The sequence below is a fragment of the Aeromonas sp. TECH754 genome (assembly GCF_056279295.1).
This window is the reverse complement of record NZ_JBWBRA010000001.1, coordinates 87,558-111,807: the sequence shown is the minus strand read 5'-3', so window position 1 is coordinate 111,807 and position 24,250 is coordinate 87,558. Positions and strand designations below refer to the sequence as shown.

General features: G+C 62.6%; 23 protein-coding genes. 12 read left to right on the top strand and 11 right to left on the bottom strand.

Going from position 1 to position 24,250, the window contains the following annotated elements; translation table 11 throughout:
* Positions 1 to 70: 70 nt before the first annotated feature.
* Positions 71 to 1,213, bottom strand: coding sequence for a 3-phenylpropionate MFS transporter (locus tag ACZ9IL_RS00485; RefSeq protein ID WP_476001725.1), 1,143 nt, complete (start codon positions 1,211 to 1,213; stop codon positions 71 to 73).
* 257 nt (positions 1,214 to 1,470) lie between these two features.
* Entirely contained in the window at positions 1,471 to 3,564 is a 2,094-nt protein-coding gene (locus tag ACZ9IL_RS00480; RefSeq protein ID WP_476001724.1) for a TonB-dependent hemoglobin/transferrin/lactoferrin family receptor, read from the bottom strand.
* 201 nt (positions 3,565 to 3,765) lie between these two features.
* Here ACZ9IL_RS00480 and ACZ9IL_RS00475 point away from each other — a divergent pair, with 201 nt between their 5' ends.
* Genes ACZ9IL_RS00475 through ACZ9IL_RS00465 form a run of 3 tightly spaced genes read left to right on the top strand, consistent with a single transcriptional unit; the run spans position 3,766 to position 5,774 of the window.
* Complete coding sequence (locus ACZ9IL_RS00475) at positions 3,766 to 4,767, top strand: ChaN family lipoprotein (RefSeq protein WP_476001723.1); 1,002 nt, start codon at positions 3,766 to 3,768, stop codon at positions 4,765 to 4,767.
* Between the two features lie 20 nt (positions 4,768 to 4,787).
* Positions 4,788 to 5,339, top strand: a complete 552-nt coding sequence (locus tag ACZ9IL_RS00470) for a cysteine hydrolase family protein (protein WP_476001722.1) — start codon at positions 4,788 to 4,790, stop codon at positions 5,337 to 5,339.
* 36 nt (positions 5,340 to 5,375) lie between these two features.
* Positions 5,376 to 5,774, top strand: a complete 399-nt coding sequence (locus tag ACZ9IL_RS00465; RefSeq protein WP_476001721.1) for a hypothetical protein — start codon at positions 5,376 to 5,378, stop codon at positions 5,772 to 5,774.
* A 71-nt stretch (positions 5,775 to 5,845) separates the two neighbouring features.
* Here the strand turns inward: ACZ9IL_RS00465 and hutZ are convergent, their stop codons facing one another.
* Complete coding sequence (gene hutZ / locus ACZ9IL_RS00460; protein ID WP_476001720.1) at positions 5,846 to 6,403, bottom strand: heme utilization protein HutZ; 558 nt, start codon at positions 6,401 to 6,403, stop codon at positions 5,846 to 5,848.
* Positions 6,400 to 6,912: a heme utilization cystosolic carrier protein HutX gene (gene hutX, locus ACZ9IL_RS00455; protein WP_476001719.1), complete on the bottom strand. Its 513-nt coding sequence runs from the start codon at positions 6,910 to 6,912 to the stop codon at positions 6,400 to 6,402. The genes hutZ and hutX overlap by 4 nt, the downstream gene beginning before the upstream one ends.
* A gap of 170 nt (positions 6,913 to 7,082) precedes the next feature.
* Here hutX and ACZ9IL_RS00450 point away from each other — a divergent pair, with 170 nt between their 5' ends.
* Genes ACZ9IL_RS00450 through ACZ9IL_RS00440 form a run of 3 tightly spaced genes read left to right on the top strand, consistent with a single transcriptional unit; the run spans position 7,083 to position 9,759 of the window.
* Positions 7,083 to 7,922 (top strand): heme/hemin ABC transporter substrate-binding protein, encoded by an 840-nt coding sequence (locus ACZ9IL_RS00450; protein WP_476001718.1) that lies wholly within the window; start codon positions 7,083 to 7,085, stop codon positions 7,920 to 7,922.
* Entirely contained in the window at positions 7,919 to 8,950 is a 1,032-nt protein-coding gene (locus tag ACZ9IL_RS00445) for a FecCD family ABC transporter permease (protein ID WP_476001717.1), read from the top strand. Before ACZ9IL_RS00450 ends, ACZ9IL_RS00445 begins: the two co-directional genes overlap by 4 nt.
* Positions 8,951 to 8,964: 14 nt before the next feature.
* Entirely contained in the window at positions 8,965 to 9,759 is a 795-nt protein-coding gene (locus ACZ9IL_RS00440; RefSeq protein WP_476001716.1) for a heme ABC transporter ATP-binding protein, read from the top strand.
* A 78-nt stretch (positions 9,760 to 9,837) separates the two neighbouring features.
* Here the strand turns inward: ACZ9IL_RS00440 and ACZ9IL_RS00435 are convergent, their stop codons facing one another.
* Positions 9,838 to 10,446, bottom strand: coding sequence for a YitT family protein (locus tag ACZ9IL_RS00435; RefSeq protein WP_476001715.1), 609 nt, complete (start codon positions 10,444 to 10,446; stop codon positions 9,838 to 9,840).
* A 299-nt stretch (positions 10,447 to 10,745) separates the two neighbouring features.
* Between ACZ9IL_RS00435 and ACZ9IL_RS00430 the strand changes: the two genes are divergently transcribed.
* Together ACZ9IL_RS00430 and ACZ9IL_RS00425 are read left to right on the top strand one after the other, a co-directional pair.
* On the top strand, positions 10,746 to 12,089 hold the full coding sequence (locus tag ACZ9IL_RS00430; protein WP_476001714.1) for a UDP-glucose dehydrogenase family protein: 1,344 nt from the start codon (positions 10,746 to 10,748) through the stop codon (positions 12,087 to 12,089).
* Positions 12,086 to 13,084 (top strand): NAD-dependent epimerase, encoded by a 999-nt coding sequence (locus ACZ9IL_RS00425; RefSeq protein WP_476001713.1) that lies wholly within the window; start codon positions 12,086 to 12,088, stop codon positions 13,082 to 13,084. The genes ACZ9IL_RS00430 and ACZ9IL_RS00425 overlap by 4 nt, the downstream gene beginning before the upstream one ends.
* Positions 13,085 to 13,158: 74 nt before the next feature.
* Here ACZ9IL_RS00425 and ACZ9IL_RS00420 read toward each other — a convergent pair whose 3' ends face one another.
* The 3 genes from ACZ9IL_RS00420 to ACZ9IL_RS00410 all read right to left on the bottom strand — a co-directional run bounded on the left by ACZ9IL_RS00420 (position 13,159) and on the right by ACZ9IL_RS00410 (position 16,120).
* Positions 13,159 to 14,859: an ArnT family glycosyltransferase gene (locus ACZ9IL_RS00420; protein WP_476001712.1), complete on the bottom strand. Its 1,701-nt coding sequence runs from the start codon at positions 14,857 to 14,859 to the stop codon at positions 13,159 to 13,161.
* Entirely contained in the window at positions 14,849 to 15,217 is a 369-nt protein-coding gene (locus ACZ9IL_RS00415) for a lipid-A-disaccharide synthase N-terminal domain-containing protein (RefSeq protein ID WP_476001711.1), read from the bottom strand. Before ACZ9IL_RS00415 ends, ACZ9IL_RS00420 begins: the two co-directional genes overlap by 11 nt.
* A gap of 162 nt (positions 15,218 to 15,379) precedes the next feature.
* Positions 15,380 to 16,120, bottom strand: a complete 741-nt coding sequence (locus ACZ9IL_RS00410; RefSeq protein WP_476001710.1) for a glycosyltransferase family 2 protein — start codon at positions 16,118 to 16,120, stop codon at positions 15,380 to 15,382.
* A gap of 355 nt (positions 16,121 to 16,475) precedes the next feature.
* On the opposite strand from ACZ9IL_RS00410, the gene ACZ9IL_RS00405 reads away from it, so the two are divergent.
* From ACZ9IL_RS00405 to ACZ9IL_RS00390, 4 genes are all read left to right on the top strand, one after another.
* Complete coding sequence (locus ACZ9IL_RS00405) at positions 16,476 to 17,321, top strand: lytic transglycosylase domain-containing protein (protein WP_476001709.1); 846 nt, start codon at positions 16,476 to 16,478, stop codon at positions 17,319 to 17,321.
* Between the two features lie 314 nt (positions 17,322 to 17,635).
* The gene (gene ettA, locus ACZ9IL_RS00400) at positions 17,636 to 19,303 is read left to right on the top strand and encodes an energy-dependent translational throttle protein EttA (RefSeq protein ID WP_476001708.1); all 1,668 of its coding nucleotides are present in this window, start codon (positions 17,636 to 17,638) and stop codon (positions 19,301 to 19,303) included.
* A 117-nt stretch (positions 19,304 to 19,420) separates the two neighbouring features.
* Complete coding sequence (locus ACZ9IL_RS00395; protein WP_476001707.1) at positions 19,421 to 19,756, top strand: hypothetical protein; 336 nt, start codon at positions 19,421 to 19,423, stop codon at positions 19,754 to 19,756.
* A gap of 259 nt (positions 19,757 to 20,015) precedes the next feature.
* Entirely contained in the window at positions 20,016 to 21,359 is a 1,344-nt protein-coding gene (locus ACZ9IL_RS00390; protein ID WP_476001706.1) for an NCS2 family permease, read from the top strand.
* Between the two features lie 70 nt (positions 21,360 to 21,429).
* Here the strand turns inward: ACZ9IL_RS00390 and djlA are convergent, their stop codons facing one another.
* From djlA to ACZ9IL_RS00375, 3 genes are all read right to left on the bottom strand, one after another.
* A complete protein-coding gene (djlA, locus tag ACZ9IL_RS00385; protein WP_476001705.1) occupies positions 21,430 to 22,245 on the bottom strand; it encodes a co-chaperone DjlA in 816 nt (271 codons plus the stop codon).
* Between the two features lie 144 nt (positions 22,246 to 22,389).
* Positions 22,390 to 23,130, bottom strand: a complete 741-nt coding sequence (gene murU, locus ACZ9IL_RS00380) for an N-acetylmuramate alpha-1-phosphate uridylyltransferase MurU (protein ID WP_476001704.1) — start codon at positions 23,128 to 23,130, stop codon at positions 22,390 to 22,392.
* Positions 23,127 to 24,140, bottom strand: coding sequence for an aminoglycoside phosphotransferase family protein (locus ACZ9IL_RS00375; protein WP_476001703.1), 1,014 nt, complete (start codon positions 24,138 to 24,140; stop codon positions 23,127 to 23,129). The genes murU and ACZ9IL_RS00375 overlap by 4 nt, the downstream gene beginning before the upstream one ends.
* Between the last annotated feature and the right edge of the window lie 110 nt (positions 24,141 to 24,250).

Sequence of the window (24,250 nt, the reverse complement as noted above, 5' to 3'; positions counted from 1 at the left end):
TTTCCTTGTCCAGATGTGTTGAGTGCCGCGCCAGTCTAGAGCCCCGGTGCGGCCATGTCACGGGGCTCGCTCAGGACTGGCTGCCTTCCGGCACCGGGCGCAGGCGCAGGAAGAAGACCGGTACCACCACCAGCACCATGATGAAGAAGATACCGCCGCCGAGGGGCTCGAACAGCGCGCCACAGATCGTCATCAATGCCGCCACCGTCATGCCGAGACCGAGGGCGGCATAGAGTGCCTGGGTGGGGATGAGCTGCTCGGGAGGCAACTGCCGGGTCATGAAGCGGATCGCCCCCAGATGGCTGACGCAGAAGGTGACCGCGTGCAGCAGCTGGCCAAGCACCAGCACCAGCAGCTCGCTGGAGGCGCCGAGCAGGCTCCAGCGCACCACGCAGCCGATGGCGCCGACCAGGAACAGGGTCTGGGCCCCGAAACGCTGGAGGAAGCGCTTGTCGGCGGCAAACATGCAGATCTCCGCCACCACCCCCAGCGCCCACAAGTAGCCGATGATGGTGCCGCTGTAGCCTTCAGCCTTCCAGTAGATGGCGCTGAAGCCGTAGTAGGCAGCATGACTGCCTTGCAACAGGGCGGTGATCAGCAGGAACCGCCGCACCGGGGCGGATTTAAGCGTCTCCTTCAGCGAGGCCTTGGCCCGCTCCCCCTGCAACTCCTGCGGCGCGGGTCGCAGCGGCAGGGCGCTCAGCATCAGCATCAGCAGCAGCCCGATGACCATGGTGTGCAGCACCCATTCGCTGCCGAAGTTGCCCACCAGGGCGCCAACCAGGGTGGAGGCGACGATAAAGGCGAAGGAGCCGCACAACCGCACCTTGCCGTAGTCGAGGTGGGCCTGCACCACCATGCGGGTGGCCAGCGCCTCCCCCATGGGCATCAGGGTCGGGTAGATGAAGTTCGCCACCAGGGTCAGTACCACCAGCCACCAGAGGCTGTGGCTGACATAGAAGCCGAGGAAGGCCAGCAGGCTCAGCCCGCAGAGCAGCCGGGTGACGGGCAGCAGCTGCCCCGCCCCCTTGAGCTGTCCCATCACCACCAGGTTGCCGGCGAAGCGGATCGCCATCCCAGCCCCGAGCAGCAGGCCTATCTGCTCGGCGCTCACGCCTATCCCCTCCAGCCAGAGCGACCAGAACGGCAGGTAGGCACCATAGACGAAGTAGAAGGCACCAAAGAACAGGGCTAACCAGGAGAAGGCGGGCATAGGGACTCGGCGACGGCGCAAGGGGGACAAATGATAACCGATTTTGACGCGCCGATCCCCTCGCGCGCGCGAGAATAAATGCCATACATATCAACAGCGTTAAACCTTTGCTCCGCCCCCCTGTCTGGGGGTACGCCTGCGCTGGCGGCAGTCATCCTTCCTTGCGTCCGGTACGGGTTTCTCTTTGGGGCAGTGCGAGCGCGACCAAACAAGAAAGGGGCCCAAGGGCCCCTTCATCATCACAGTCATGTCGAGCATCAGAACACGTACTTGACGCGGGCGCTCAGGTTGCGGCCCGGTTCGGTCTGGTTGCTGGTATCGGTGGTAGCACTCAGGCCGGTGATGCTTTCGTAGTTGACGTATTCCTTGTCAAACAGGTTGAAGACACCGACGTTGAGCTGCAGATCCTGCATCGGCTTGAACTGGGCGTAGATGTCCACCACACCCCAGCCGGCGCTCTTGATGTTGTCGTTGCCTCTGGAGTCCTTGCCCACCTTGTCCATGTCATCGGCGAAGCGCAGGGCGGTGTTGATGTTCCAGTTCGGCTGTTCCAGACGCACACCCAGGCTGCCGTTGAGCGGGCTCAGGCTGTTGATGTAGTTGCCATCGCCATCCTTGCCTTCGATGTAGGCCAGGTTACCCCAGATGTTGACCAGATCGTTCAACCAGTAATCGGCCTTGGCCTCGACGCCCTTGGTGGTCGCCTTGTCCAGGTTCTGGTACTGATAGATGGCGGTGCGACCTTCACTGCCCACCTGGGCCAGTTCGATGAAGTCGTCGAACTTGTTGTAGAAGGTGGCAATTTCGTAGCCAAAGCCGTTGCTGTTGCCACGGATACCCAGATCGATGCCGTCACTGCTCTCGGGTTTCAGGTTCGGGTTCGGCTCGATGCGATAGCCGTAAGCCTGATGATTCAGGGTCGAGAAGGCGTTGTCATACATGGGCGCCTTGTAACCGTGGCTGTATTGGGCGAACAGATTGGCCGCCTCGTGCGCCTTGAACACCAGACCCAGCTTGGGTGAGAACTCCCCTTCGGAGAACTTCTTGAGGTTCTCGCCGGTGTAGGCCGGATCTTCGTCCGGGGTCATCTTGTAGTATTCGTAACGGGCCCCCGGGGTCAGCACCCAGCGCTCGCCAAACTTGATCTCGTCGAAGGCCCAGAGTGCGGCACGCTCGCTGGTGGTGGACGGGAAGCTCAGCTCGTTGTAGCCAACGAAGTCACCGGGCTTGGTGGGTGCCTTGAAACGGGTCCGCTCGTTGTCGGTGTGCTCATACTCGACACCCCAGGCCAGACGCTGGCTGGCGAGGGCCTTGCTGAATTTTACCTGGGCCCCCAGGCTCTCCTGATCGAAGCCGTTGCTGTCCAGGGAGTTTTTGGTCACATAGGGGTTGCTCGGGCTGACCGGGTACTTGGAAGAGGCGTACTGATCCAGGGTCTGCTTGGTACGAGCGTAATAAATCTTGCTGTCGACGCGGTCGGCCCAGACGGTATTCAAGGCGAGGCCGTGATCCAGCATCAGGGAGAGGTTGTCGGTGTCTTTGTCGGTGATCGGTTGCTTGAAGACGGAACCAGCCTTGGTCAGGTCGACGGCGTCCGGATCCTGGCCCTCGGTGAAGTAGTCGACGGTCAATTTCAGGAACTGGTCGTCGCTGACATTCCATTGGCTCTTGAGCAGCACGGCCTGGCTGACGATATCGAACTCGTTCTTGTCACCGTCGTAGTTCTGGGTCACACCACCATCGCGCCAGGTGTAGCGCAGCAGACTCTCCACATCCCCGCTACGCAGGGCACCGGTGAAACCGGCCATGTTCTGGTGGCTGCTGGAGGCATAACCGGTGGTCGCGTCCAGATAGCTGTCACGGCCCTTGAGGAAATCGCTGGCATCCTTGGTAGTGATGGCGATGACGCCACCCAGGGCATCGGAGCCGTAAGCGGCAGACGCCGGCCCCTTGGCCACCTCAACCTGCTTGATCATGTCGGTATCGAAATAGGTCTGGCCGACCCCGCCGTTCTTGTAGGCGTCGTTCTGGCGCACCCCGTCCTGCACTATCTTGACCCGGTTCTCACCCATGCCACGAATGACGAAGGTCTGGGCATCGCCCGCCCCGCCCAGCACGGTGACACCCGGCTCGTAGCGGAACAGGTCGGCGACGTTGCTGACGACCTGCTCTTCAATTTGTTCGGAGGTGATAACGGAAATCGGGCCTGCGACATCTTCCAGTTTCTGCTCCATCCGGGAGCCGCTGACGACGATGACTTCATCGACTTTCTTGTCTGCTGCGAAGACAGGGGAAGCCAGGCCCGCCGCGACGGCGAGGGCAATCAGTGAAGGGGTGTTGTTGTGCGCCACTGCAAAATCCTTATTGAGAATTATTATCAAGCGGAAGGCATATTACCCAGCTCGCAACAAAGATCAATAATAAAGTGAATCATTCTCATTTTCTTTTGTCGTGATTCAGTTTTACACTAGCCCCTCTTTTTTCCTGCTCGCCATGCTGCCATGGTATGGCGCAACTCCGTTTCCATTCTCTGCCATTGCTAGTGAGATACCATGACTCGACGACTGCCCCTGCTCGCCCTGCCCCTGCTGTTGGCCGCCTGTGCCGCTCCACCGCAGAGCGAGGCGCCCCGGACGCTCTATCACTACCAGCTCAGCGAAGGTCAGGGCGATAAGCCGCTCACCCTGGCGCAGGCGCTGGACAAGGTGGTGGACGCCGACATCGTACTGGTCGGCGAGTTGCACACCCATCCGGCCGTGCACCTGCTGCAGGCTCGCCTGCTGGCGGGGCTGACCGAGCGTGCCCAGGCCGATAGCCGGGCCCAGGTGCTCTCCATGGAACAGTTCAGCCGCGTCGATCAGCCGACCCTGGACGCCTATCTCGCCGGCCGCATCGGCGAAGCGGCGCTCATTCGGGACGGCAACGCCTGGCCCAATTATCCGAGCGACTATCGCCCGCTGGTGGAGTTTGCCAAGGCGCAGCACCTGCCCGTCATCGCCGCCAACGCCCCCAAGCCGCTTGTGAGCTGTGTCGGCCAGGAGGGGCCGCAGTGGCTGGACAAGCTGCCGGCCAACCGCCGCAGCCAGCTCGCCCGGACGCTCACCCTGAGTGACGATGGCTACCGCCAGAAGTTCATGGCCTCCATGCATCACGGCGATGCCGACGGCAATGCCCGCCGCTTCGCCGCCCAGACCAGCTGGGATGACACCATGGCCGAGAGCATGGTCGACTACTTGAGCAAACACCCCGGCCAGCGCATCATGCACATCGCCGGCAACTTCCACGTGGAGGGAGGGCTTGGGATCGCGAGTCGCATCGCCAGCCGCAACCCGGCCCTCAAGGTGGCGCTGATCGTGCCCGATGTCCCATCAGAGAAGGCGTCGCAAATCACCCCGCAGGCGAATGACAAGACGCCAACCGATCGCGAGGCAGAGGTACGGGTCCGGATCGCGCCCTTGCCGGAGCGCTGGCTAAATGCCGATGAAATGAAGCAAGATATGGGCGCGCTGCATCAATCCCGCAGCCGTGACTGCAACCAGTGGTTGCAGCCCTGACAATCGCCTGAGGATCTCATATGGATGTGTTACTGGTCATCGACATGCAACAGGGGTTGTTCGAGTCACCCCGCCATCAGGATGCGCAGGTCATCGCCAATATCAATCGACTGGCAGAGAGCGTGCGCGCCAGCCAGGGGCGAGTCATCTATGTGCAGCACGACGAGCCGGGCTCGGAGCTGGAACCCCACAGCCCGGGCTGGCAACTGCATGCCGACCTGATGCCGGCGCCGGGGGAGAGCCGGGTGCGCAAGACCGCCTGTGACAGCTTCCTCGACACCGAGCTCGGTTTCCTGCTGGCGGAGCAGGCGGTGGACAGACTGCTGATCTGTGGCTGCGCCACCGATTTTTGCGTCGATACCACCCTGCGCAGTGCCGCCAGCAAAGGATTTGAGGTGACAGTGCTGACCGATGCCCATACCACGGCGGATCGCCCTCACCTCAATGCGGTGCAGATCATCGAGCATCATCACTGGATGTGGCAGCACCTCAGCCTGTCAAAAGGCAGAAGCGTGACCCTGCTCACCACCGATCAGCTGCTCGGCATCACGCAACCGGTACCGGCGTGCTAAGCTGCCCGCCCCCGTCGACCTGATCTGGAGTCTTTCGTGCGTCTATTGCCTGCCGTCATCTGCATGCTGTTGTTACCGCCGCTCACCGCCTGCTCCAATCTGGCGGGATCGGCACCGGATGGCCCGGCCCCCCTGTTTAGGACTCACATCAACGAAGAGGGGAGCAAGCGCTTCACCTTCGAGGCCGCCCCGCTCGAGGTGCTGCCTGGCCGGTTGCAGGACGTGAATGACAGCCGCAATAACAAGGATCTGCTGGAGCGCCGCGAGGCCCTGCAGGACGAACAACTGACCCAGGCACTCGCTACCCGCGACTATTGCCGCATGGGTTACATCGTCCTCAGCCAGACCTCCTGGAAGGTCCGGGGAGAATGCAACGAGACCGCCACCCAGGCCGATCGCAGCGCTTTCCCGAACCTGGCCTCCTGGCAAGACTGAACAGCCGCAAGAAAATCCCATAAAAAAACGGGCAGCTCAGGCTGCCCGTTTGCTATCTCATGCGTGCACCATCAGACCGGTGCGTCGATCTCGCTGGTCAGCTCGGCGCCGTTGTCGACGCGCTTGTGGCCTTCCACCAGATGAACGAAGTCCACCAGCTCATCACCGGAGACACGGAACGCCTGGCCGAAGCCCTTGACGAACAGGCCCTGCTCGGGCTTGAGGCGGAACAGCACGAAGTCCTTGAGGTTGGACAGCCCCTTGACGATATCGCCAAAGCGCCCTTCCAGGGCCCCGATGGCCTTGCCCCAGCGCTCGTCATCCCGAGCCACCACTTCGGCGACCGCATCGAAGGTCAGGCGCTTGCGGGCAAACAGCTCGCGGGCACCGGTTTCGTCTTCGATCAGCATCAGGGAGACCTTGGGCACCTGTTGCAGGTTGCGGGCATGGCGGGCTATCTCGGAGATCAGCACATAGTAGCCATCTTCCTGCAGCACGAAGGGGGCATAGCTGGCATTGGGATTGCCTTCGCTATCCACGGTCGCAAGCTGCAGGGTACGGCAACCGTCACGAAACTCACGGATCTCCGGTTGCAGACGGTTCTGCAGACGTTCCTGACGTTCACTCATGCTTTCACTTCCTCATTGTGCTGGTGGCGCAGGGCCATGAAGCGTTCCACCTGGTCCGGCAGCAGCTGACGCTGTTCGTCACGCCCCAGATAGACCTTGAAAATGCAGCGACCGCTGTGGCCAAAGAACTGGAAGGAGTGCCCCTCCTTGCCCATGAACAGCTTGCTGACCAGGGCGATGCCGACCACGTTGTCGAGTTTGAGGTGACCATGCATCTCGCCGTCACGGCCCATCAGGTTGTAGTAACCGCGTGCGGTCTTGCCCTTGGGGAAGGGAGCCTTCACCTCGAAGATGGAGCCATCGGATTCGACTATGGTGGTCACCGGGCCCCAGCTGGCCAGATCGGCCAGCAAGGCTTCCGCCTGCTCGCCCGGCACCAGGGTCACCAGCTCGGCGGGCAGGTGGCGTACCACCTCCCATTCGCTGACCGCCAGTTGGCTGGCGAGGCTGGAGGGATGGGCGCTGGGATCTTGTTCCAGCAGCTCATGAATGCGTTGTGCAATGCTCATCGGTTCTCCCTTGGGATAATCTGGCTATTGTGCTCTGTATCGCGGCGGATACTGTAATAAAGCGGCGGCCTTAACGCAATTGATAATCGCTTTCATTATCAGTGCATTTTTTTCACGAGCTTGATATTCTCGGCGGCAATCCCACTCTCATTCATCCTTCGGAGGTTCGCATGGGCCGTCGTTTTGCCCTCGTACTCAGCCTGCTCGGCTGCGTATCCCTTTCCCTCTCTGCCACGGCGCAAGAGCGCATCGTCAGCGTCGGCCCTGCCACCACAGAGCTGATCCTGGCACTCGGTGGAGAGGCGAGCCTGGTCGCCACCGATGTCAGCAGCCCCGAACCCAAGGCGCTGCCCAAGGTAGGCTATCACCGCGCCCTGGCCGCCGAGGGGATCCTGAGTCTGGCACCGACCCGGGTGGTCGGCAGCGACGAGATGGGTCCCCCCGCCACGCTGGAACAGCTGCGCCGGGCCGGCGTCAAGGTCGACGTGCTGGCCACGGCGCCGACCCTGGCGAACCTCAACGAGCGCATCGATACCCTGGCTGCATTGCTGGGAGATGAGGCTGCAGGCACCAAGCTGAAGGCGGAGATCGCCAGCCAGAGCGAGCAGCTGGCAAAACAGGCCAGTCAGAACAAACCGCTCAAGGTCGCCTTCCTGCTGCTGCACAAGGGTCAGCCCACCAGCATCGCCGGTGGCAACACCACCGCCAGCGCCCTGGTAACTCTGGCCGGCGGCATCAATCCGGTGGCCCAGTTGCACGACTACAAGCCCGTCTCCACCGAATCCCTGATCGAGCTGCAGCCGGATCTGGTGCTGGTGAGCGGCCGTGACTGGCAGCAATTCCAGAACATCGACAGCGTGCTGGCCCAGGTCCCCGCCCTGGCCGCTACCCCGGCAGGCAAGAACAAGGCCATCCACGCCATCGACGGTCACGCCCTGCAAGGGGGGCTGAGCCTGAGATCGCTGCAACAGGCTAGCCAGATCGCCCAGTGGATCCAGCAGGGTTCATGATGCGTCTGCCGCTGCCCTGGCTTTTCGCGCTCACCGGCACCAGCCTGGCACTGCTGCTGGTCGGGTCGCTGGCGACCGGCCCCATGGCGCTCTCGTTTGGCGAGAGTCTGCAGGCGCTGTTTGCCGGCAAGGAGAGCGGAATTGAAGCGCATAAACTGCTGATCGTGCAGGAAATCCGCCTGCCTCGCACCCTGCTGTGCATCGCCGTGGGGGGGATACTCGGCCTCTGTGGCGCCGTGATGCAGGGTCTGTTTCGCAACCCCCTCGCCGATCCCGGCATCATAGGGGTGTCAGGCGGCGCGGCGCTTGGCGCGGCGCTCGCCATAGTGCTGCTGGCCCCTCTGGGTCAGCAGTGGCAGAGCCTGCTCGGCATCGGCCTGCTGCCCCTGCTCGCCTTCCTCGGCGGGGCGTTGACCACCACGCTTGTATATTTGCTGGGCACCCGCGAGGGAGGCACCTCGGTCACCGTCATGCTGCTGGCCGGGGTTGCCATCACCGCCCTCTCCGGCGCGGTGATCGGGCTGCTCACCTATCTGGCCGACGATCAGATGCTGCGCAACCTGAGCCTGTGGCAGATGGGATCCCTGGCCGCCGGCAAGCCGGCTGACGTGGCACTGGCGCTGGCCACCCTGGCCGCGCTGCTGCTGCTGTTCATGCGCGACGCCAATCCCCTCAATGCCCTGCTGCTGGGCGAGGGAGAAGCCCGTCATCTGGGGGTGAACGTGCAATCCCTCAAGCGCCGCCTGATCCTGCTCACCGCCGCCGGTGTCGGCGTCGCGGTGGCGGTGGCGGGCATGATCGGCTTCGTCGGGCTGGTGGTGCCCCATCTGGTGCGGCTGCTGGCTGGCCCCAACCATGTCAGGTTGCTGCCACTCTCCGCCCTGCTGGGCGCCGCCCTGCTGCTCGGCGCCGACATGCTGGCCCGCACCCTGCTGGCACCGGCCGAACTGCCGGTCGGCATCATCACCGCCCTGCTCGGTGCTCCCTTCTTCATCTGGTTGCTGGTCAAGAGCCGCCGGACGCTTTAACAGGAGAGTTGCTCTTGCCTGGATCATCTTCACCCGCCCTGCTTGACTGCCGGCACGTCAGCCTGACGAGGGGCGATCGCCTCATCCTGGACAGGCTCAACCTCTCCCTGCACTCAGGCACCCTGACCGCCCTGCTCGGCCCGAACGGGGCGGGCAAGAGCTCGCTGCTCAAGTGCCTGACCGGCGAGCTGGAATATGAGGGCGAGATAGCGTTGTTTGGTCGCGAGCGGCAGAGCTGGGCCGGCAACGAGCTGGCCCATAGCGTGGGCGTGCTGCCCCAAAGCTCGTCGCTCAATTTCCCCTTCCTGTGCGAGGAGGTGGTGGCCATGGGGAGGCTGCCTCACACCGAACCCGGCAGCCGCCGTGACGAGATAGTCAAAGCCGCCATGAGCCATGCCGGGGTCGAGCATCTGACCGGACGCCTCTACCCCGGTCTGTCGGGCGGGGAGCGCCAGCGGGTGCAATTTGCCCGGGTGCTGGCCCAGATCTGGCAAGCACCGGAGGAGCCACAGGCGCCACGCCTGCTGCTGCTCGACGAACCCACCTCGGCGCTCGATCTCAAGTATCAGCATCAGTTGCTCACCATGGCTCGCGCCCTCGCCGGCCGCAACACCGCCGTGCTGGTGGTACTGCACGATCTGAACCTGGCAGCCCGCTACGCCGATCGGCTGGTGATGCTGGAACAGGGCAAGCTGATGGCGGACGGCACCCCGGCCGAGGTGTTGACCCCCGAGCGTATTGCACGGTTGTATGACTACCCGGCCCAGGTGTTGCACCATCCCGACACCGGCCTGCCCATGGTGGTGTGACAGCGAATTCGTCAACTACACGCAGATAACAACAGAGCGCCCGAGGGCGCTCTGTTTGTTTCGACTGGCGGGGCCACATCAGGCTATCTGATAGCGGCCCGGCTTGTGATTGAGTGTCAACACCAGGTTACAGATGATGGCCGCCACCACGGAGAGCCCCAGCAGCCAGGGCGACACCACGAAGAAGGAGGCGATGACGATGACGCAATCAAGCCCCATTTGCAGCTTCCCGGCCCGGATGCCGAACTTGTCCTGGATGAAGAGCGCCAGAATGTTGAAGCCACCCAGGCTCGACTTGTGGCGAAACATGATGAGCAGCCCCATGCCGATCAGGGTACCGCCGATCAGGGCCGCGTACACCGGCTCTATCTTGCCGATTTGCAGCACGGCATTGAGGTGGTCCGTCATGAAGGAGACGACCGCGACCGAGGCAAAGGTATTGAGGGTGAAGCGCGGCCCCATCCTGAGCCAGGCCAGGGCATAGAACGGCAGGTTCATGCCGAAGAACAGCAGGCCGAAGCTCAGCCCCGTCATCTGCTGCAGCAGCAACGCCAGCCCGGCGGTGCCGCCGGTGAGCAGCCCGACCTGATGAAACAGGAAGATACCGAGTGATACGAAGCCTGCCGCGGTCAGCAGGGCGAGCACATCCTCATAGAGCGGATGCACCGAGCGGGGTTTGTTGTCCATAACCTGTATCCATAGCGAAGTGAAAGAGTGTCGACAGGCCCCTCATGGAGGCGCGAGCCCCGTGTATCGGGGCTTCGTTATGAGCACAGTGTCCGGTTTTAGTGAGCCGGATCACAAGATCCCGACCCAACGCCCCCAAATGGTGCGCGTCAGCAGGGCGTTACACTTCTTGCACCAAAATATGCCATTCGGACCAGCCTGCTCCTAGTCTGAACGAGTCGCAGGATCCCGCTTCTCCTACGCGCAAATCGTTCTAGAATGGATGCCTTGCCACTGCCGGTATCAAGGAGCAACAGCAGATGAGAGTCACCGTATTCGGAATAGGTTACGTAGGGCTGGTCCAGGCCGCCGTGTTAGCCGAGATGGGCCACCTGGTGACCTGTGTGGATGTGGATGCAGCCAAGGTCGAGCGCCTGAAAGAGGGCATCATTCCCATCTTCGAACCCGGCCTCACCCCCATGGTGGTGGCCAACCATCAGGGCGGTCGCCTGCACTTCACCACGGATGTCAACGAGGGGGTGAACTTTGCCGAGCTTATCTTCATCGCGGTCGGCACCCCGCCGGATGAAGACGGCTCCGCCGATCTCAAGCACGTGCTGGCGGTGGCGGGCACCATAGGCCGCCTGATGCAGGGCCGCAAGGTGGTGGTCAACAAGAGCACAGTCCCGGTCGGTACCGCCAGCCGGGTACGCCAGCACATCGCCGCTATCCTCAGTGATCGCGGCGTCGACTTCCCCCTCGACGTCGTCTCCAATCCGGAGTTTCTGAAAGAAGGGGCCGCGGTGGCCGATTGCCTTAGACCGGATCGCATCATCATCGGCACCGACTCGGCCCACGCCATCGCCATGCTGGAGGAGCTTTACGCCCCCTTCAACCGCAACCACGATCGCATCATCCAGATGGACGTGCACAGCGCCGAGCTGACCAAGTACGCCGCCAACGCCATGCTGGCCACCAAGATCTCCTTCATGAACGAGATGGCCAACCTGGCGGAGAAGCTGGGAGCCGACATCGAGGCTGTGCGCAAGGGCATAGGCGCCGATCCCCGCATCGGTTACCACTTCATCTATCCCGGCTGCGGCTATGGCGGCTCCTGCTTCCCCAAAGACGTCAAGGCACTGATCCACACCGCGAGCGAGATTGGCTGCGAGGCGCCGCTGCTGCGCTCGGTGGAGAGGGTCAACGATCGCCAGAAGCACAAACTCATCGAGCGCCTGCACCAGCACTTCGGCGCCGACTTGAGCGGTCGAACCTTCGCGCTCTGGGGGCTCGCCTTCAAGCCCAACACCGACGACATGCGCGAGGCACCGAGTCGGGTGCTGATGGAGGCCATCTGGGCCACCGGTGGCAAGGTGCAGGCGTTCGATCCCCAGGCCATGAGCGAGGCCCAGCACCTCTACGGCCTGCGCGACGATCTGAGCCTGTGCGGTACTCAGGAGGCGGCCCTCAAGGGCGCCGATGCCCTGCTGATCTGCACCGAGTGGCAGCAGTTCCGCGCCCCCGATTTCGAGCTGATCCAGCAAACCCTGAGCCAGCCCGTCATCATCGATGGTCGCAACCTCTATGATCCGGCCCGTCTGCGCCAGCGCGGCTTCACCTACTACGCCATCGGCCGCGGCGACAGTCTGGAGCATTCCCAATGAAATACCTCGTCACCGGCGCCGCCGGTTTCATCGGTTTTCACCTGGCGCAGCGGCTGTGCGGTGAGGGCCACGAGGTCATCGGCCTCGACAACCTCAACGACTACTACGAGGTGAGCCTGAAGGAGGCCCGCCTCGCTCTGCTCAGTCCCCTGCCCGGCTTTCGCTTCGAGCGGCTCGATCTCGCCGATAGGGCCGGGATAGCTGAGCTGTTCGCGCGCGAGCGGTTCGATCGGGTGATCCACTTGGGCGCCCAGGCCGGGGTGCGCTACTCGCTGGACAACCCCTTCGCCTACGCCGACAGCAACCTCACCGGCACCCTCACGGTGCTGGAGGGATGCCGCCATCACGGGGTCAAGCATCTGGTCTACGCCTCGTCGAGCTCGGTGTACGGCCTCAACGAGCAGATGCCGTTCAAGACCTCGGACGGGGTGGACCATCCCGTCTCCCTCTACGCGGCGAGCAAGAAGGCCAACGAGCTGATGGCCCACTCCTACTCCCACCTCTACGGCCTGCCCACCACCGGCCTGCGCTTCTTCACCGTCTACGGCCCCTGGGGGCGGCCCGACATGGCGTTGTTCAAATTCGTGCGCGCCATCCTCAAGGGGGAACCCATCGACATCTACAACCAGGGCCAGCTTAGCCGGGATTTCACCCACATCGATGACATAGTGGAAGGGATTGTGCGTATCGCGGACTGTCCGCCGGTCGGCGACGGGCACTGGCAGGGGCAAATCGACACCAGCCCGGCCCCCTACCGTCTCTTCAACATCGGCAACGGCAGCCCGGTGCGGCTGCTGGACTTCGTGGAGGCCATCGAAACGGCGCTCGGCAAACCGGCAATTCGCAATATGCTACCCATGCAGCCCGGTGACGTGCTCGCCACCTGGGCCGACACCGAATCCCTGTTCGAGACTACCGACTACCGCCCCAAGGTTGCATTAAAGGAAGGGGTCGAGAGCTTCGTCGACTGGTACAAGGCGTACTACCGGACCTGAGCGCACCGAGCGCTTTGGTCATGAAAAAGGGGCTACCACTGGCAGCCCCTTTGTTATTGGTCAAAGCCCAGCCCTTATTGCCCGACGTCAGAACCCGGTGCGTAGTGGAACGGCTCGACTTGGGCAGCCAGCCCCTGGCACTCGGGTTTCAGCGCCGCACTGTCGGCCAGCAGCCAGTCGGTACGATGACGATTGCCGAGATTTTCCATCAGAGCCGGATCGAAGCACACCGTCATGATGTCGGCAGATCCCAGCACCCAGCGCTTGGGTGCACCGGCGACCCAGGCGGCCGCCTCACGGGCCTGCTCGCCATCGGGCATCTGATAGGAGTAGTGCCAGAGCGGTTGCTGGCTGAACAACAGGTGCTGCTCCTTGAAACCGGCGAGCAGCAACTCATCGCCCGCAGGCACCCGCTCAGCCGCCTGCGCCATCACCCCCTGGGGGGTGCGCATGTCGTTGAGCTTCACGCAGATCCAGCTGGAATAGATGAGCCAGCCCACCGCGAGAGAGCCGAGGATGGCGCTGAGCGGGGCACGGCGCAGCAGGGCGTTGATCAGCAGCAGGGCCGCCCCCATGGCCAGCAGGGGCAGCCAGGGCGCTGGGCCCAGGTCACCGAGCTTGCTCGCCAACTTGGTGTTGAACGCCAGCGCCACGGCGCCCCCCACACAGAGGATCCCCAGCAACCAACCGAGCCCGCCCAGCAGACGTGCAGGCCAGACCCGCGTCAGCAGCGCACCGATGAAGGGGGCCGCCAGCAGGGCCAGCGCCGGCGTGCCAGGTGTGACATAGACGCCGCGCTTGCCCGGCGAGGCCGAGAAGAAGACGATCACCAGCACCAGATAGCCGAGTAGCAGGATGATGCGTTTGTCCCGCGCCTGGATCCCCTTGTGCCATTCCACCGCCAGCCAGGGCAGCAGCAGGGAGAGCGGCAGCCAGAACGGCGGGATCACCGAACTGAGGTAGTACCAGAAGGGTTTGACGTGGTGCCAGGCGTTGGCATAGCGGGTCACCGTCTGGCGCAGCAGTATGTTGTCTCTGTAGGCCTGCAGTATGGGATCGCCGCTCTGGGCCACGGCGCTCAGCATGGGCACCAGCCAGAGGCCGATGGCCAGCAGCATGAACAGCGGCCCCGCCAGCCCCTTGAGCCAATCGCTCTTTGAGGCGGCGCGGATCTTCTCCCTGTGGGTCCAGATAGCCGGGATCAGGATCAGCAGGGCCAGCAGCCCCACCCCCTTGGTGATGATGCCGAGCCCGGCGGCGAACCAGCCGAGCCAGTACCAGCGCCAGCCGCCGTCACAGAGCAGGAAGCGGACAAAGCCATAGACACCGAGCGTGATGAAGCAGGTGACCAACGCATCGATCTGCGCCGTCTTGGCCTGCAAGGTGAACTGGACGGTGAACAGCAGCAGCAAACCGGCCAAGAAGCCGACCGAGGGATTCCACAGCCGGCGGCCCATGTCCCACACCAGGGTGATGGTCAGCAGGCCCGCCAGCAGGGAGGGCAGCAAGAATGCCACCTTGATGGAGCCGGTCAGCAGATAGCCGATGGCAATCCCCCACATGAACATCGGCGGCTTGTCCGGATAGATCTCGCCACCGCGCATGGGGAACAGCCACTGACCACTCTCCACCATCTCCTTGGCGATCAGGGCGAAGCGCGGCTCATCGGCGGGCCAGGGATCCCGCAGGCCGAGACCGGCGCCAAGTACCACCAGCGCAATCAGCAGCAGCCAGCCGAGGGAGGTCTGATTGAGTAACGCGCGGTCATTTACCATGGCGGGCCTCATGCTCGTTATTGGTGACCTTGTCCCGCTTCCAACCCCGATGCTGGATATCCAGATAGAGGCTGTAGAGCGCGGTGAAGGTGGGGAAGAGGTTTTGCAGCACGCCGACAGAGTCCTGCTTGGGGGAAAAGACGAAGTAGCTCAGGGTCATCAGACTGCCGAGCACGCTCATGTACCAGAACATACGGGGAATGACCGGCTTGCCGGCGCGTTTGGAGGCGACGAACTGCACCAGCCAGCGGCCACCGAACATCAGCGCGCCGGTGTAGCCGATGATTTTCCAGCCAGTGACGTGCAAGCCCGTCCAGTCCAGCCAGTCGAGCGGCATCGAGAGCAAGGCATCGATCATATCGGCCACTCCAGGTGTAAACCGGTCACCTGCAAAACACCATCAAGGCAGTCGAGCGGCATCGAAAGCAGAGTATCAATCATATCGGCCACTCCAGGTGCAAACCGGTCACCTGCAAAACACCATCAAGGCAGTCGAGCGGCATCGAGAGCAGGGTATCAATCACTCCAGTATCTCCCTGACCTCGACCACCTTGGAGCGGCGCTGCAACCACCAGACACCGACCACGTCCACCAGCCCGACCCAGAGCCGGTTCCAGACGCCATATTTGGAGACGCCCGCCTGTCTGGGTCTGTGGTTGACCGGCCAGGGGGACATGCGGCCACCCTGGGCCTGGATCAGCGCAGGAATGTAGCGATGCATGTGGTTGAACGAGGGCAGCCGCAGATACCAGTCACGGCGAACCACCTTGAGACCACAGCCGGTATCCGGGATGCCGTCGCGCAGCAACAGGTCGCGAAAACCGTTGGCTAGTTTTGAAGAGAGCCGTTTCACCCAGTCATCGCGCCGATTGACCCGATGACCGATGAGTCCGACCAGATTGCTGTCTGCCGCGAAGCGGCGCTTGGCCTCTTCCAGCATGGCGGGAATGTCGGCCGGATCATTCTGACCATCGCCGTCCAGCACCACCAGCCAGTCACCGCGGCCGTGACGCACCCCGCTCAGCACCGCCATGCTCTGGCCGACGGCCCGCACGTGACGCACCACCCTCAGACTGGCAAAGCGAGCCTTCAGCTCGCCGAGGACGGCAAAGCTGTCATCCTCGCTGCCGTCATCCACGTAAATCAATTCGTAGTCATACTTCCCCGCCAGCGCGGCATCGATCTCGCCGATAAGGGGGGCCAGGTTGTCCCGCTCATCCTTAGCGGGCACCACGACTGATACATCGACTGAATAACCCATATGAGCTTCCCGACTATAAAAAAGGATGTAACACCGGCGGTCATTTGCACCATGAGTGGCTTGTAGACTGCCTTTCGAACCTCATGCAAATACAAGGTGTTAAAATTAAACACCCGCAGTTTACCACCCCATTAATAACAAGCACATCACTAGCAGGGTGATTGAAAGTACCTTGCCGCTGGTCTCACCATAGCTTCCAATGGCGCCAATTGGACTGACTGATTCCTGCGCACCAAAAGTTCCATATCGTTTTCATCTCTGATGCTCGAACACATAACCATATGTTCCATCGCCTGGCTGGCAACCGCCCCAGAGAGGACCTATATCTTCCGGATACAAATATGAGGTATCCATCATGCAGCGACTCTGTGCCTGGGGCTGGGGACTCCTGATACTGCTTGCCACCACATCATCCCATGCCGAGTCATTTCGCCAGGCCCCCAAGGCCATGAGCGCCTTGCGTCAGGGCGCCGCCATCGAGCGCAGCAACCCGAGACAAGCCATATCCCACTACTGCAACGCGGCCAGCCTTGGCAACCCGGAGGCCTATTTTCGCATCGGTCGCCTGCTGGCTCGCGGGCCACAGGGGATCCGCAGTGCCAGCCATGCCAACGCCTATCTCGCCATGGCCATGCGCCTTGGCAACCAGCAGGCTGCTCGCTACTACAACCCGCGGGTGGGCAACGCCCCGCTCGGTACCTGTGGCATCGGTGGCGGCTCAGGCGGGGCGCCCTGGATACGCCCCGGAGTCCCCTTCGATCAGGATAGCTATCTGGCCCGTCAGTCCCTCACCAAACAGAAGCTGGCAGTCCTGATCCGCCAGGCAGCCCACCGCCACAAGGTCAATCCTCAACTGGCGCTGGCCATCGCCATCGCCGAGTCGAACCTCAACAGTTTCGCCGTCTCGCCCAAGCAGGCGCAGGGGGTCATGCAACTCATCCCCGAAACCCAGCAGCGTTTCGGGGTGACCCGCCCGTTCGATCCCGAGCAGAACATCCGTGGCGCCATGATCTATCTGAAGTGGCTGGAGAAGCAGTTCGGCCCTGACTGGGTCAGGATCAGCGCTGCTTACAACGCCGGTGAACAGGCCGTAGTTCGCTACGGGGGGGTTCCGCCCTATCAGGAGACCCAGGAGTACGTGCAACGGGTGCTCTATTACTCGGGGCATGACCAACCCAAGGCGGTGCGGCGACCACGCTGACCATGCTCGTACCGGATTGCCAAACCCACCATCCGGGGGGCAGACCGAATCCTATCTAACCAGGCTTAAGGAAGAATTAAGCTTTCATCCCCGATAGCCTCGCGGACTTGCTTCCCCTATCCCAAGCCCTCCCTGCTCAGAGGCACCTCGGCACACTGTGGCCGATCGGTTGTCCGCTTTGCCGCCCTCTGTCCATTGGTTTACAATCGACGGGTTTTTTGGAACCGGGTTGGCCTGTGCCGGCCAGGCCCCACCACGACATCAGTCTGTTAATGCCAAGACATTAAGCTGCTGAAAAGGAAGAGAATTAGCCAATGGCTCAATTTATTTACACCATGAACAGGGTCGGCAAGGTCGTGCCGCCCAAGCGTCATATTCTCAAGAACATCTCCCTCTCCTTCTTCCCGGGCGCCAAGATTGGCGTATTGGGCCTGAACGGAGCCGGAAAATCCACCCTGCTGCGCATCATGGCCGGGATCGATACCGACATCGAAGGGGAAGCCCGCCCGCAACCCGGCATCAAGATCGGCTACCTGCCCCAGGAGCCCAAACTCGACCCCGAGCAGACCGTACGCGAAGCGGTCGAAGAGGCGGTCGGCGACGTGAAACGCGCCATGGCGCGCCTCGACGAGGTCTATGCGGCCTACGCCGAGCCGGATGCGGACTTCGACAAGCTGGCCCGCGAACAGGGTGAGCTGGAAGCCATCATCTCCGCCCAGGGTGGTCACAACATGGAAAACCAGCTGGAGCGCGCGGCCGATGCCCTGCGTCTGCCGGCCTGGGATGCCCAGATCAAGCACCTCTCCGGTGGCGAACGCCGCCGGGTAGCGCTGTGCCGCCTGCTGCTGGAAAAGCCGGACATGCTGCTGCTGGACGAACCGACCAACCACCTGGATGCGGAATCCGTGGCCTGGCTGGAGCGTTTCCTGCACGACTACGAGGGTACCGTGGTAGCCATCACCCATGACCGCTACTTCCTCGACAACGTGGCGGGCTGGATCCTGGAACTGGACCGCGGCGAAGGTATCCCCTGGGAAGGCAACTACTCCTCCTGGCTGGAGCAGAAAGACGCACGTCTGGCGCAAGAAGCGAGTTCCGAGGCCGCCCGTCGCAAGTCCATCGAGAAAGAGCTGGAGTGGGTTCGCCAGAACCCCAAGGGTCGTCAGGCCAAATCCAAGGCTCGTATGGCGCGCTTCGAGGAGCTCAACACCAACGACTACCAGAAGCGCAACGAGACCAACGAGCTGTTCATTCCGCCCGGACCCCGCCTCGGCGACAAGGTGCTGGAGGTGACAAACCTCTGCAAGGCCTACGGTGACCGCCAGCTGATCGACGATCTCTCCTTCTCCATTCCGAAGGGGGCCATCGTCGGCATCATCGGCCCGAACGGCGCCGGTAAATCCACCCTGTTCCGCATGATGTCTGGCCAGGAGCAGCCGGACTCCGGCGCCATCACCCTCGGCGATACCGTGGTGCTGGCCTCGGTGGATCAGTTCCGCGACAGCATGAACGACAAGAAGACGGTGTTCGAGGAAGTTGCCGACGGCCAGGATATCCTGCGCATCGGTACCTACGAGTTCCCGAGCCGCGCCTACATCGGCCGTTTCAACTTCAAGGGCGCCGATCAGCAGAAGCGGGTCGGCGAGCTGTCCGGTGGGGAGCGCGGTCGTCTGCACCTGGCGAAACTGCTGCAAACCGGCGGCAACGTGCTGCTGCTCGATGAACCGACCAACGATCTGGACATCGAAACCCTGCGCGCTCTGGAGAACGCCCTGCTTGAGTTCCCCGGCTGCGCCATGGTCATCTCCCACGATCGCTGGTTCCTCGACCGCATTGCCACCCACATCCTGGACTATCAGGACGAGGGCAAGATCGCGTTCTTCGAGGGTAACTTCACCGAATACGAAGAGTGGAAGAAGAAGACCTACGGCGCCGATGCGGTTCAGCCGCACCGAGCCAAGTACAAGCGTATCGCCAAATAAGCGAAGCCGTGCATCACCCCATCGGGGGGATTGCAGCATGACAAGGGGAGCCAAGGCTCCCCTTTCTATTGCCTTTTGACTTACACTCTCCCCGCCTCCCCCAACCGATATCGAGCCATGGCCCACACCACAGGCACAGCGAAACGCCTCACCATTCAGATCCGGATCGAACCCGGCTGCCTCGGGCCGGACGGCAACGTCCATATCGATACCTTCTGCACCGCCGCCAGCCAGGTCTTTGCCGTCATCGAGCCGGAGCGGGTGGGCTGGGTGCTGATCCCGCGCCATGACAAGCAGTTGCCCGAGCAGGAGTTCCTCATCGAGGGGCGCAAGCTGAGCGAGGCGCAGGCCGCTCTGCTACTGCAACGCCTGGGACTGACGCTGCCTGCGTTGCAGGAGCGCAGCGATGCCGTGCTGGCGCGACTGGTCGAGCGCTACTTCAAGACCCTCTGACATCACCGCCCTGAAAGGCCCCCATCGAAACCCGTTCTCCCCCCCCTGATGGCAAACGTTTGAATTTTTGCTCTATTCATTGAGCCGCTTCGCAGATCCGGGGTTTGTAAACGCCGTCGCCTGTGTAAAAATGTGCGCGCTGTCACGGTATCAGGACGAGTCCGGCGAATTCATCGCCAGAGACAGCGATCAGAGCCCCTCATGGATGGGTTTTATCGCGTGCCTGCTGCTTATTTCACGTCACCCATTGGAACCCAACATGAATCAACCACATCAAGCCACCAGCCAGGCTGCCGGGCAAGGATTGCTCGAGCGTCTGTTTGCCCTGAAAGGCCACGGCACCACCGCCCGCACCGAAGTCATCGCCGGGATCACCACCTTCCTGACCATGGTCTACATCGTGTTCGTCAACCCGCAGATCCTCTCCGCTGCGGGCATGGATACCCAGGCCGTGTTCGTCACCACCTGCCTCATCGCCGGTATCGGCAGCATCCTGATGGGCCTGCTGGCGAACCTGCCCATCGCCCTGGCGCCCGCCATGGGCCTCAACGCCTTCTTCGCCTTCGTGGTGGTCGCCGGCATGGGTTACTCCTGGCAGGTCGGCATGGGCACCATCTTCTGGGGCGCCCTGGGACTGCTGATCCTCACCCTGCTGCGGGTACGTTACTGGCTGATCGCCAATATTCCGCTCACTCTGCGGGTCGGCATCACCGCCGGTATCGGCCTGCTCATCGCCCTGCTCGGCCTGCACAATGCCGGCATCGTAGTGGCGAGCCCGGCCACCATGGTGACGGTGGGCAACCTCACCTCCCTGCCCTGCCTGCTGGGGCTGCTCGGCTTCTTCCTGATCTGTATCTTCTCCTCCCGCGGCGTGCATTCCGCCGTGCTGATCGCCATCGTGGTCACTACCACCCTCGGCTGGTTGTTTGGCGACGTGACCTTCAAGGGCTTCGTCTCCCTGCCCCCCAGCATCAGCCCGGTGTTCGGTCAGCTGGATCTGATGGGCTCGCTGGACATCAGCCTCGCGGGGATCATCTTCTCCTTCATGCTGGTCAACCTGTTTGACTCCTCCGGCACCCTGATCGGGGTCACCAACCGGGCCAAGCTGGCAGATGATCAGGGACGCTTCCCGCGCATGAAGCAGGCCTTGGTGGTCGACAGCGTGAGTTCCGTGGGTGGCGCCTTCATGGGCACTTCCTCGGTGACCGCTTATATCGAGAGCAGTGCCGGGGTCGCCGTCGGTGGTCGCACCGGCCTGACCGCCATCGTGGCCGGCGTCTTGTTCCTGCTGGCGATCTTCTTCTCCCCCGTCGCCGCCATGGTGCCGGCTTATGCCGCCGCCGGCGCCCTCATCTACGTGGGCGTGCTGATGTGCTCCGAGCTGACCCGGGTGAAATGGGAAGATCTGACCGAGGCCGTGCCAGCCTTCATGACCGCAGTCATGATGCCGTTCAGCTTCTCCATCACCGAGGGGATCGCCGTGGGCTTCATCTCCTACTGCGTGATGAAGGCAGGCACCGGCCGTTGGCGCGAGATCAACCCCTGCGTGCTGGTGGTTGCCCTGCTGTTCGTGCTCAAGTTCGTCTGGGTCGACAGTCACTAATCCTGGTTGCCAGAGACAAAAATGCCCGTCATCGACGGGCATTTTTTATGGCTTGCGTTCAGGCAGACGGTTAACGGATGCCGCGCGCCTCGCGGATCCACTCCCAGGCCTGCTGGATCTCCTGGGTCTTCTCCTTGGCCATCTCCATCATCTCGGGCGGCAGGCCCTTGGCGGCCAGTTTGTCCGGGTGGTGCTTGCTCATCTCCTTGCGATAGGCCCGCTTGATATCCTGATCGCTGTCGCTCTCACTCACCCCCAGCAACTGGTAGGCATCCTTGAGGCGATCCGCCGAGGGAGCCTCCTGCCGGTATTGGTGCCCCTGACCCCCGCCCTGCTGCTGACGATGGAAGAAGTTCATCTGGGCCTCAGCCATGGCCAGAATACGGGCCAGCTCGATACGGCTGACCCCCAACTCATCGGCGATGGTCTGCAAGATGGCGCGTTCATCAGCCTCGACCCGGCCATCGGCGAAGGCGGCCTGCAACTGCACCTCCAGGAAGAAGCGCAATATGTCGCGCTGCCCCAGGCTGGCACGACGGAACTCGGCCAAAGTTTCCCGCAACGGGAAGTCGCTCTCCTTGCCCTGGCGGAACGACTCCTGCGCCCGCACCCGCTGCTCGCCGGAGAGCCGCATCCTGTCCATCAGATTGGAGGCGACCCGGATCTCCTGCTCGGTAACCTGACCGCTCGCCTTGGCGATGTGCCCCATGACGGCGAAGGTGGCGTGAAAGAACACCGCCTGCTGCTGGGAGGTGGGCGCACGCCGGAAGGACATCCCCATGCCGCGATCGAAGCGGTGACCGATCCAGAGACCAAGCAGGGCACCGAAGATATTGCCGAGCAGAAAACCGAAGAAGGCGCCAAGCACCTTACCCCAAATACGCATGGTTCAAGACCTCGTGAAATGAATGAGTACGTCCCGGGCGGTGAGTCACTCGCTGTCGCGAGAAGCCGCCAGCAAGATGAAGAACCGCGCAGAAACCAGAGTTTATATGCATCAATGCGGATTCTTGTAGCACATAATCCCGCATCATGGCTTTGCAGCAAGATGCTGTACAGCTGCCAGCAATTGTTCGTCCAGCGCGCGCAGCCGCTCGACCGTCCCTATGTCCCGCCATTCACCGGCCAGCAGGCTGCCTGCAACCCGTCCCTGCGCCATCCAGTCGCGCAGCAGGGGGGCCAGCTTGCGCGCACCGGGCGCCAAGTTGGCAAAGGCGGCGGGATGGTAGATCCCGACCCCGCTGAAGGTAAAGACGGCGAGCTCAGCATGCTCGCCATCGCCGCCGGGGACCTGGACGGGCAGATCCTGCACCCGGCCGGCCTGCAGGACAAAATCTCCCTGCGGATGCTGGGGCGGATTGGGCACCAGCCAGAGGCGGGCCAGATCGTCCCCCAGTGGCTGTTGCATCAGGGCCCCCGTCAATACGCCGTAGTCCATCTCAATCCAGGTGTCGCCGTTGATCACCAGGAAGGGCTCCTCCCCCAGCAGTGGCAGCGCCTGCACTATGCCACCGGCAGTCTCGAGGGCACTCTCTTCCGCCGACCAGCGAATACTGACTCCGAACCGGCTACCGTCGCCAAGCGCCTCCACCAGCTTGTGGCCGAGCCAGGCGTGGTTGATGACCAGCTCGGTCACCCCGGCGTTCTTGAGTTTCTCGATGTGGTGCACGATGAGGGGCTTGCCCCCCACCGCCAGCAGCGGCTTGGGCAGGAGATCGGTGAGCGGACGCATCCGCTCGCCGCGACCGGCGGCCAGGATCATGGCCTTCATGAGCGCGACTCCGCCACCCTTGCCAGCCCCGGCAACACCGCCTGCTGCAGCCAGTCGCCGAAGCGGGCCAGCACCGGATGGTCGGCCCCGTGCAGGCGGCAGGCATCCACCACATAGCCCAGGGTGCGGGGAATGTCCTTGAGGTAACCGGACTTGCCATCCCGGTGATAGAGCCGGGTGAAGATGCCGGCCGCCTTGAGGTGGCGCTGCATGCCGGTGAGATCGGCGTGGCGACGGAAGCTGGCATAGTCGAGTTCGCCGAGCAGACCCGATTGGCCGAGCGTCTCGAAGCCGTCACGCATGCCCTGCTCTATCACGGCATCGGGCCAGCGCACATAGCAATCTTTCAGCAGCGAGACCAGGTCATAGCTCAAAGGGCCTATGACCATGTCCTGAAAATCGATGATGGCCAGCTCGCCGGCGTCCGGGGTCGGCTCACCACAGACCATCAGATTGCGACTGTGGAAGTCCCGGTGCATCACGCCCTGAGGCTGGGCCAGGTTGTTGGCGCTGAGGCAGGCGAAGGTGTCCGCCAGCAGCCGTTGTTCGGCCTCGCTCAGGACAAGCTGCAGGTGATGGCCGAGCAACCACTCGGGGAAGATGGCGTTCTCCCGATCCATAAAGGCGTGATCAAACGGCTCGAGCGCCAGGGCAACCGCCCCCAGCCGCGGCAACAGTGCGATGGCCTTGTCATACCAGGCCAGCACATTGTGCTCGTTCAGACAGCTTATCAGCTGGGTGTCGCCGAGATCCGTCACCGCCAGCAGGCCCTGTTCGTAGTCCACCGCCCTGACCTCGGGGGCCAGCAGCCCCATGGTATTCAGTGCCGCGGCATTACGAACAAATTCATGATTTTTTTCGGTTTTCGGATTAGCATCCACCCACACCAGACCGGCACCACGGAAGTAGCGGCGAAAACTGGCGTCACCGGAGATCAGGGTCAACTGGAGGTTGGCATCACCGGAGATCCGGCGCGCCCAGAGCAATAACAGGGAATCGCGATCGTGCATGAGTCAGGGACCAAATTGGAAAGCAGCGCTTGGCTGTTAGCCCTGGCCGCAATAATGCTTTATCATTGCCGGCTAACATAAAGCAATGACATGCAATGTCAACTCGATGG

What these genes read in the sequence shown, in the direction of transcription:
- ACZ9IL_RS00375 (WP_476001703.1), bottom strand. Translation starts at nt 24,140, where the DNA reads ATGCACGATCGCGATTCCCTGTTATTGCTCTGGGCGCGCCGGATCTCC.
- ACZ9IL_RS00450 (WP_476001718.1), top strand. Translation starts at nt 7,083, where the DNA reads ATGGGCCGTCGTTTTGCCCTCGTACTCAGCCTGCTCGGCTGCGTATCC.
- hutX (WP_476001719.1), bottom strand. Translation starts at nt 6,912, where the DNA reads ATGAGCATTGCACAACGCATTCATGAGCTGCTGGAACAAGATCCCAGC.
- ACZ9IL_RS00410 (WP_476001710.1), bottom strand. Translation starts at nt 16,120, where the DNA reads ATGGGTTATTCAGTCGATGTATCAGTCGTGGTGCCCGCTAAGGATGAG.
- djlA (WP_476001705.1), bottom strand. Translation starts at nt 22,245, where the DNA reads ATGCGTATTTGGGGTAAGGTGCTTGGCGCCTTCTTCGGTTTTCTGCTC.
- hutZ (WP_476001720.1), bottom strand. Translation starts at nt 6,403, where the DNA reads ATGAGTGAACGTCAGGAACGTCTGCAGAACCGTCTGCAACCGGAGATC.
- murU (WP_476001704.1), bottom strand. Translation starts at nt 23,130, where the DNA reads ATGAAGGCCATGATCCTGGCCGCCGGTCGCGGCGAGCGGATGCGTCCG.
- ACZ9IL_RS00415 (WP_476001711.1), bottom strand. Translation starts at nt 15,217, where the DNA reads ATGATCGATGCCTTGCTCTCGATGCCGCTCGACTGGCTGGACTGGACG.
- ACZ9IL_RS00485 (WP_476001725.1), bottom strand. Translation starts at nt 1,213, where the DNA reads ATGCCCGCCTTCTCCTGGTTAGCCCTGTTCTTTGGTGCCTTCTACTTC.
- ACZ9IL_RS00435 (WP_476001715.1), bottom strand. Translation starts at nt 10,446, where the DNA reads ATGGACAACAAACCCCGCTCGGTGCATCCGCTCTATGAGGATGTGCTC.
- ACZ9IL_RS00470 (WP_476001722.1), top strand. Translation starts at nt 4,788, where the DNA reads ATGGATGTGTTACTGGTCATCGACATGCAACAGGGGTTGTTCGAGTCA.
- ACZ9IL_RS00475 (WP_476001723.1), top strand. Translation starts at nt 3,766, where the DNA reads ATGACTCGACGACTGCCCCTGCTCGCCCTGCCCCTGCTGTTGGCCGCC.
- ACZ9IL_RS00445 (WP_476001717.1), top strand. Translation starts at nt 7,919, where the DNA reads ATGATGCGTCTGCCGCTGCCCTGGCTTTTCGCGCTCACCGGCACCAGC.
- ACZ9IL_RS00420 (WP_476001712.1), bottom strand. Translation starts at nt 14,859, where the DNA reads ATGGTAAATGACCGCGCGTTACTCAATCAGACCTCCCTCGGCTGGCTG.
- ettA (WP_476001708.1), top strand. Translation starts at nt 17,636, where the DNA reads ATGGCTCAATTTATTTACACCATGAACAGGGTCGGCAAGGTCGTGCCG.
- ACZ9IL_RS00430 (WP_476001714.1), top strand. Translation starts at nt 10,746, where the DNA reads ATGAGAGTCACCGTATTCGGAATAGGTTACGTAGGGCTGGTCCAGGCC.
- ACZ9IL_RS00405 (WP_476001709.1), top strand. Translation starts at nt 16,476, where the DNA reads ATGCAGCGACTCTGTGCCTGGGGCTGGGGACTCCTGATACTGCTTGCC.
- ACZ9IL_RS00395 (WP_476001707.1), top strand. Translation starts at nt 19,421, where the DNA reads ATGGCCCACACCACAGGCACAGCGAAACGCCTCACCATTCAGATCCGG.
- ACZ9IL_RS00390 (WP_476001706.1), top strand. Translation starts at nt 20,016, where the DNA reads ATGAATCAACCACATCAAGCCACCAGCCAGGCTGCCGGGCAAGGATTG.
- ACZ9IL_RS00425 (WP_476001713.1), top strand. Translation starts at nt 12,086, where the DNA reads ATGAAATACCTCGTCACCGGCGCCGCCGGTTTCATCGGTTTTCACCTG.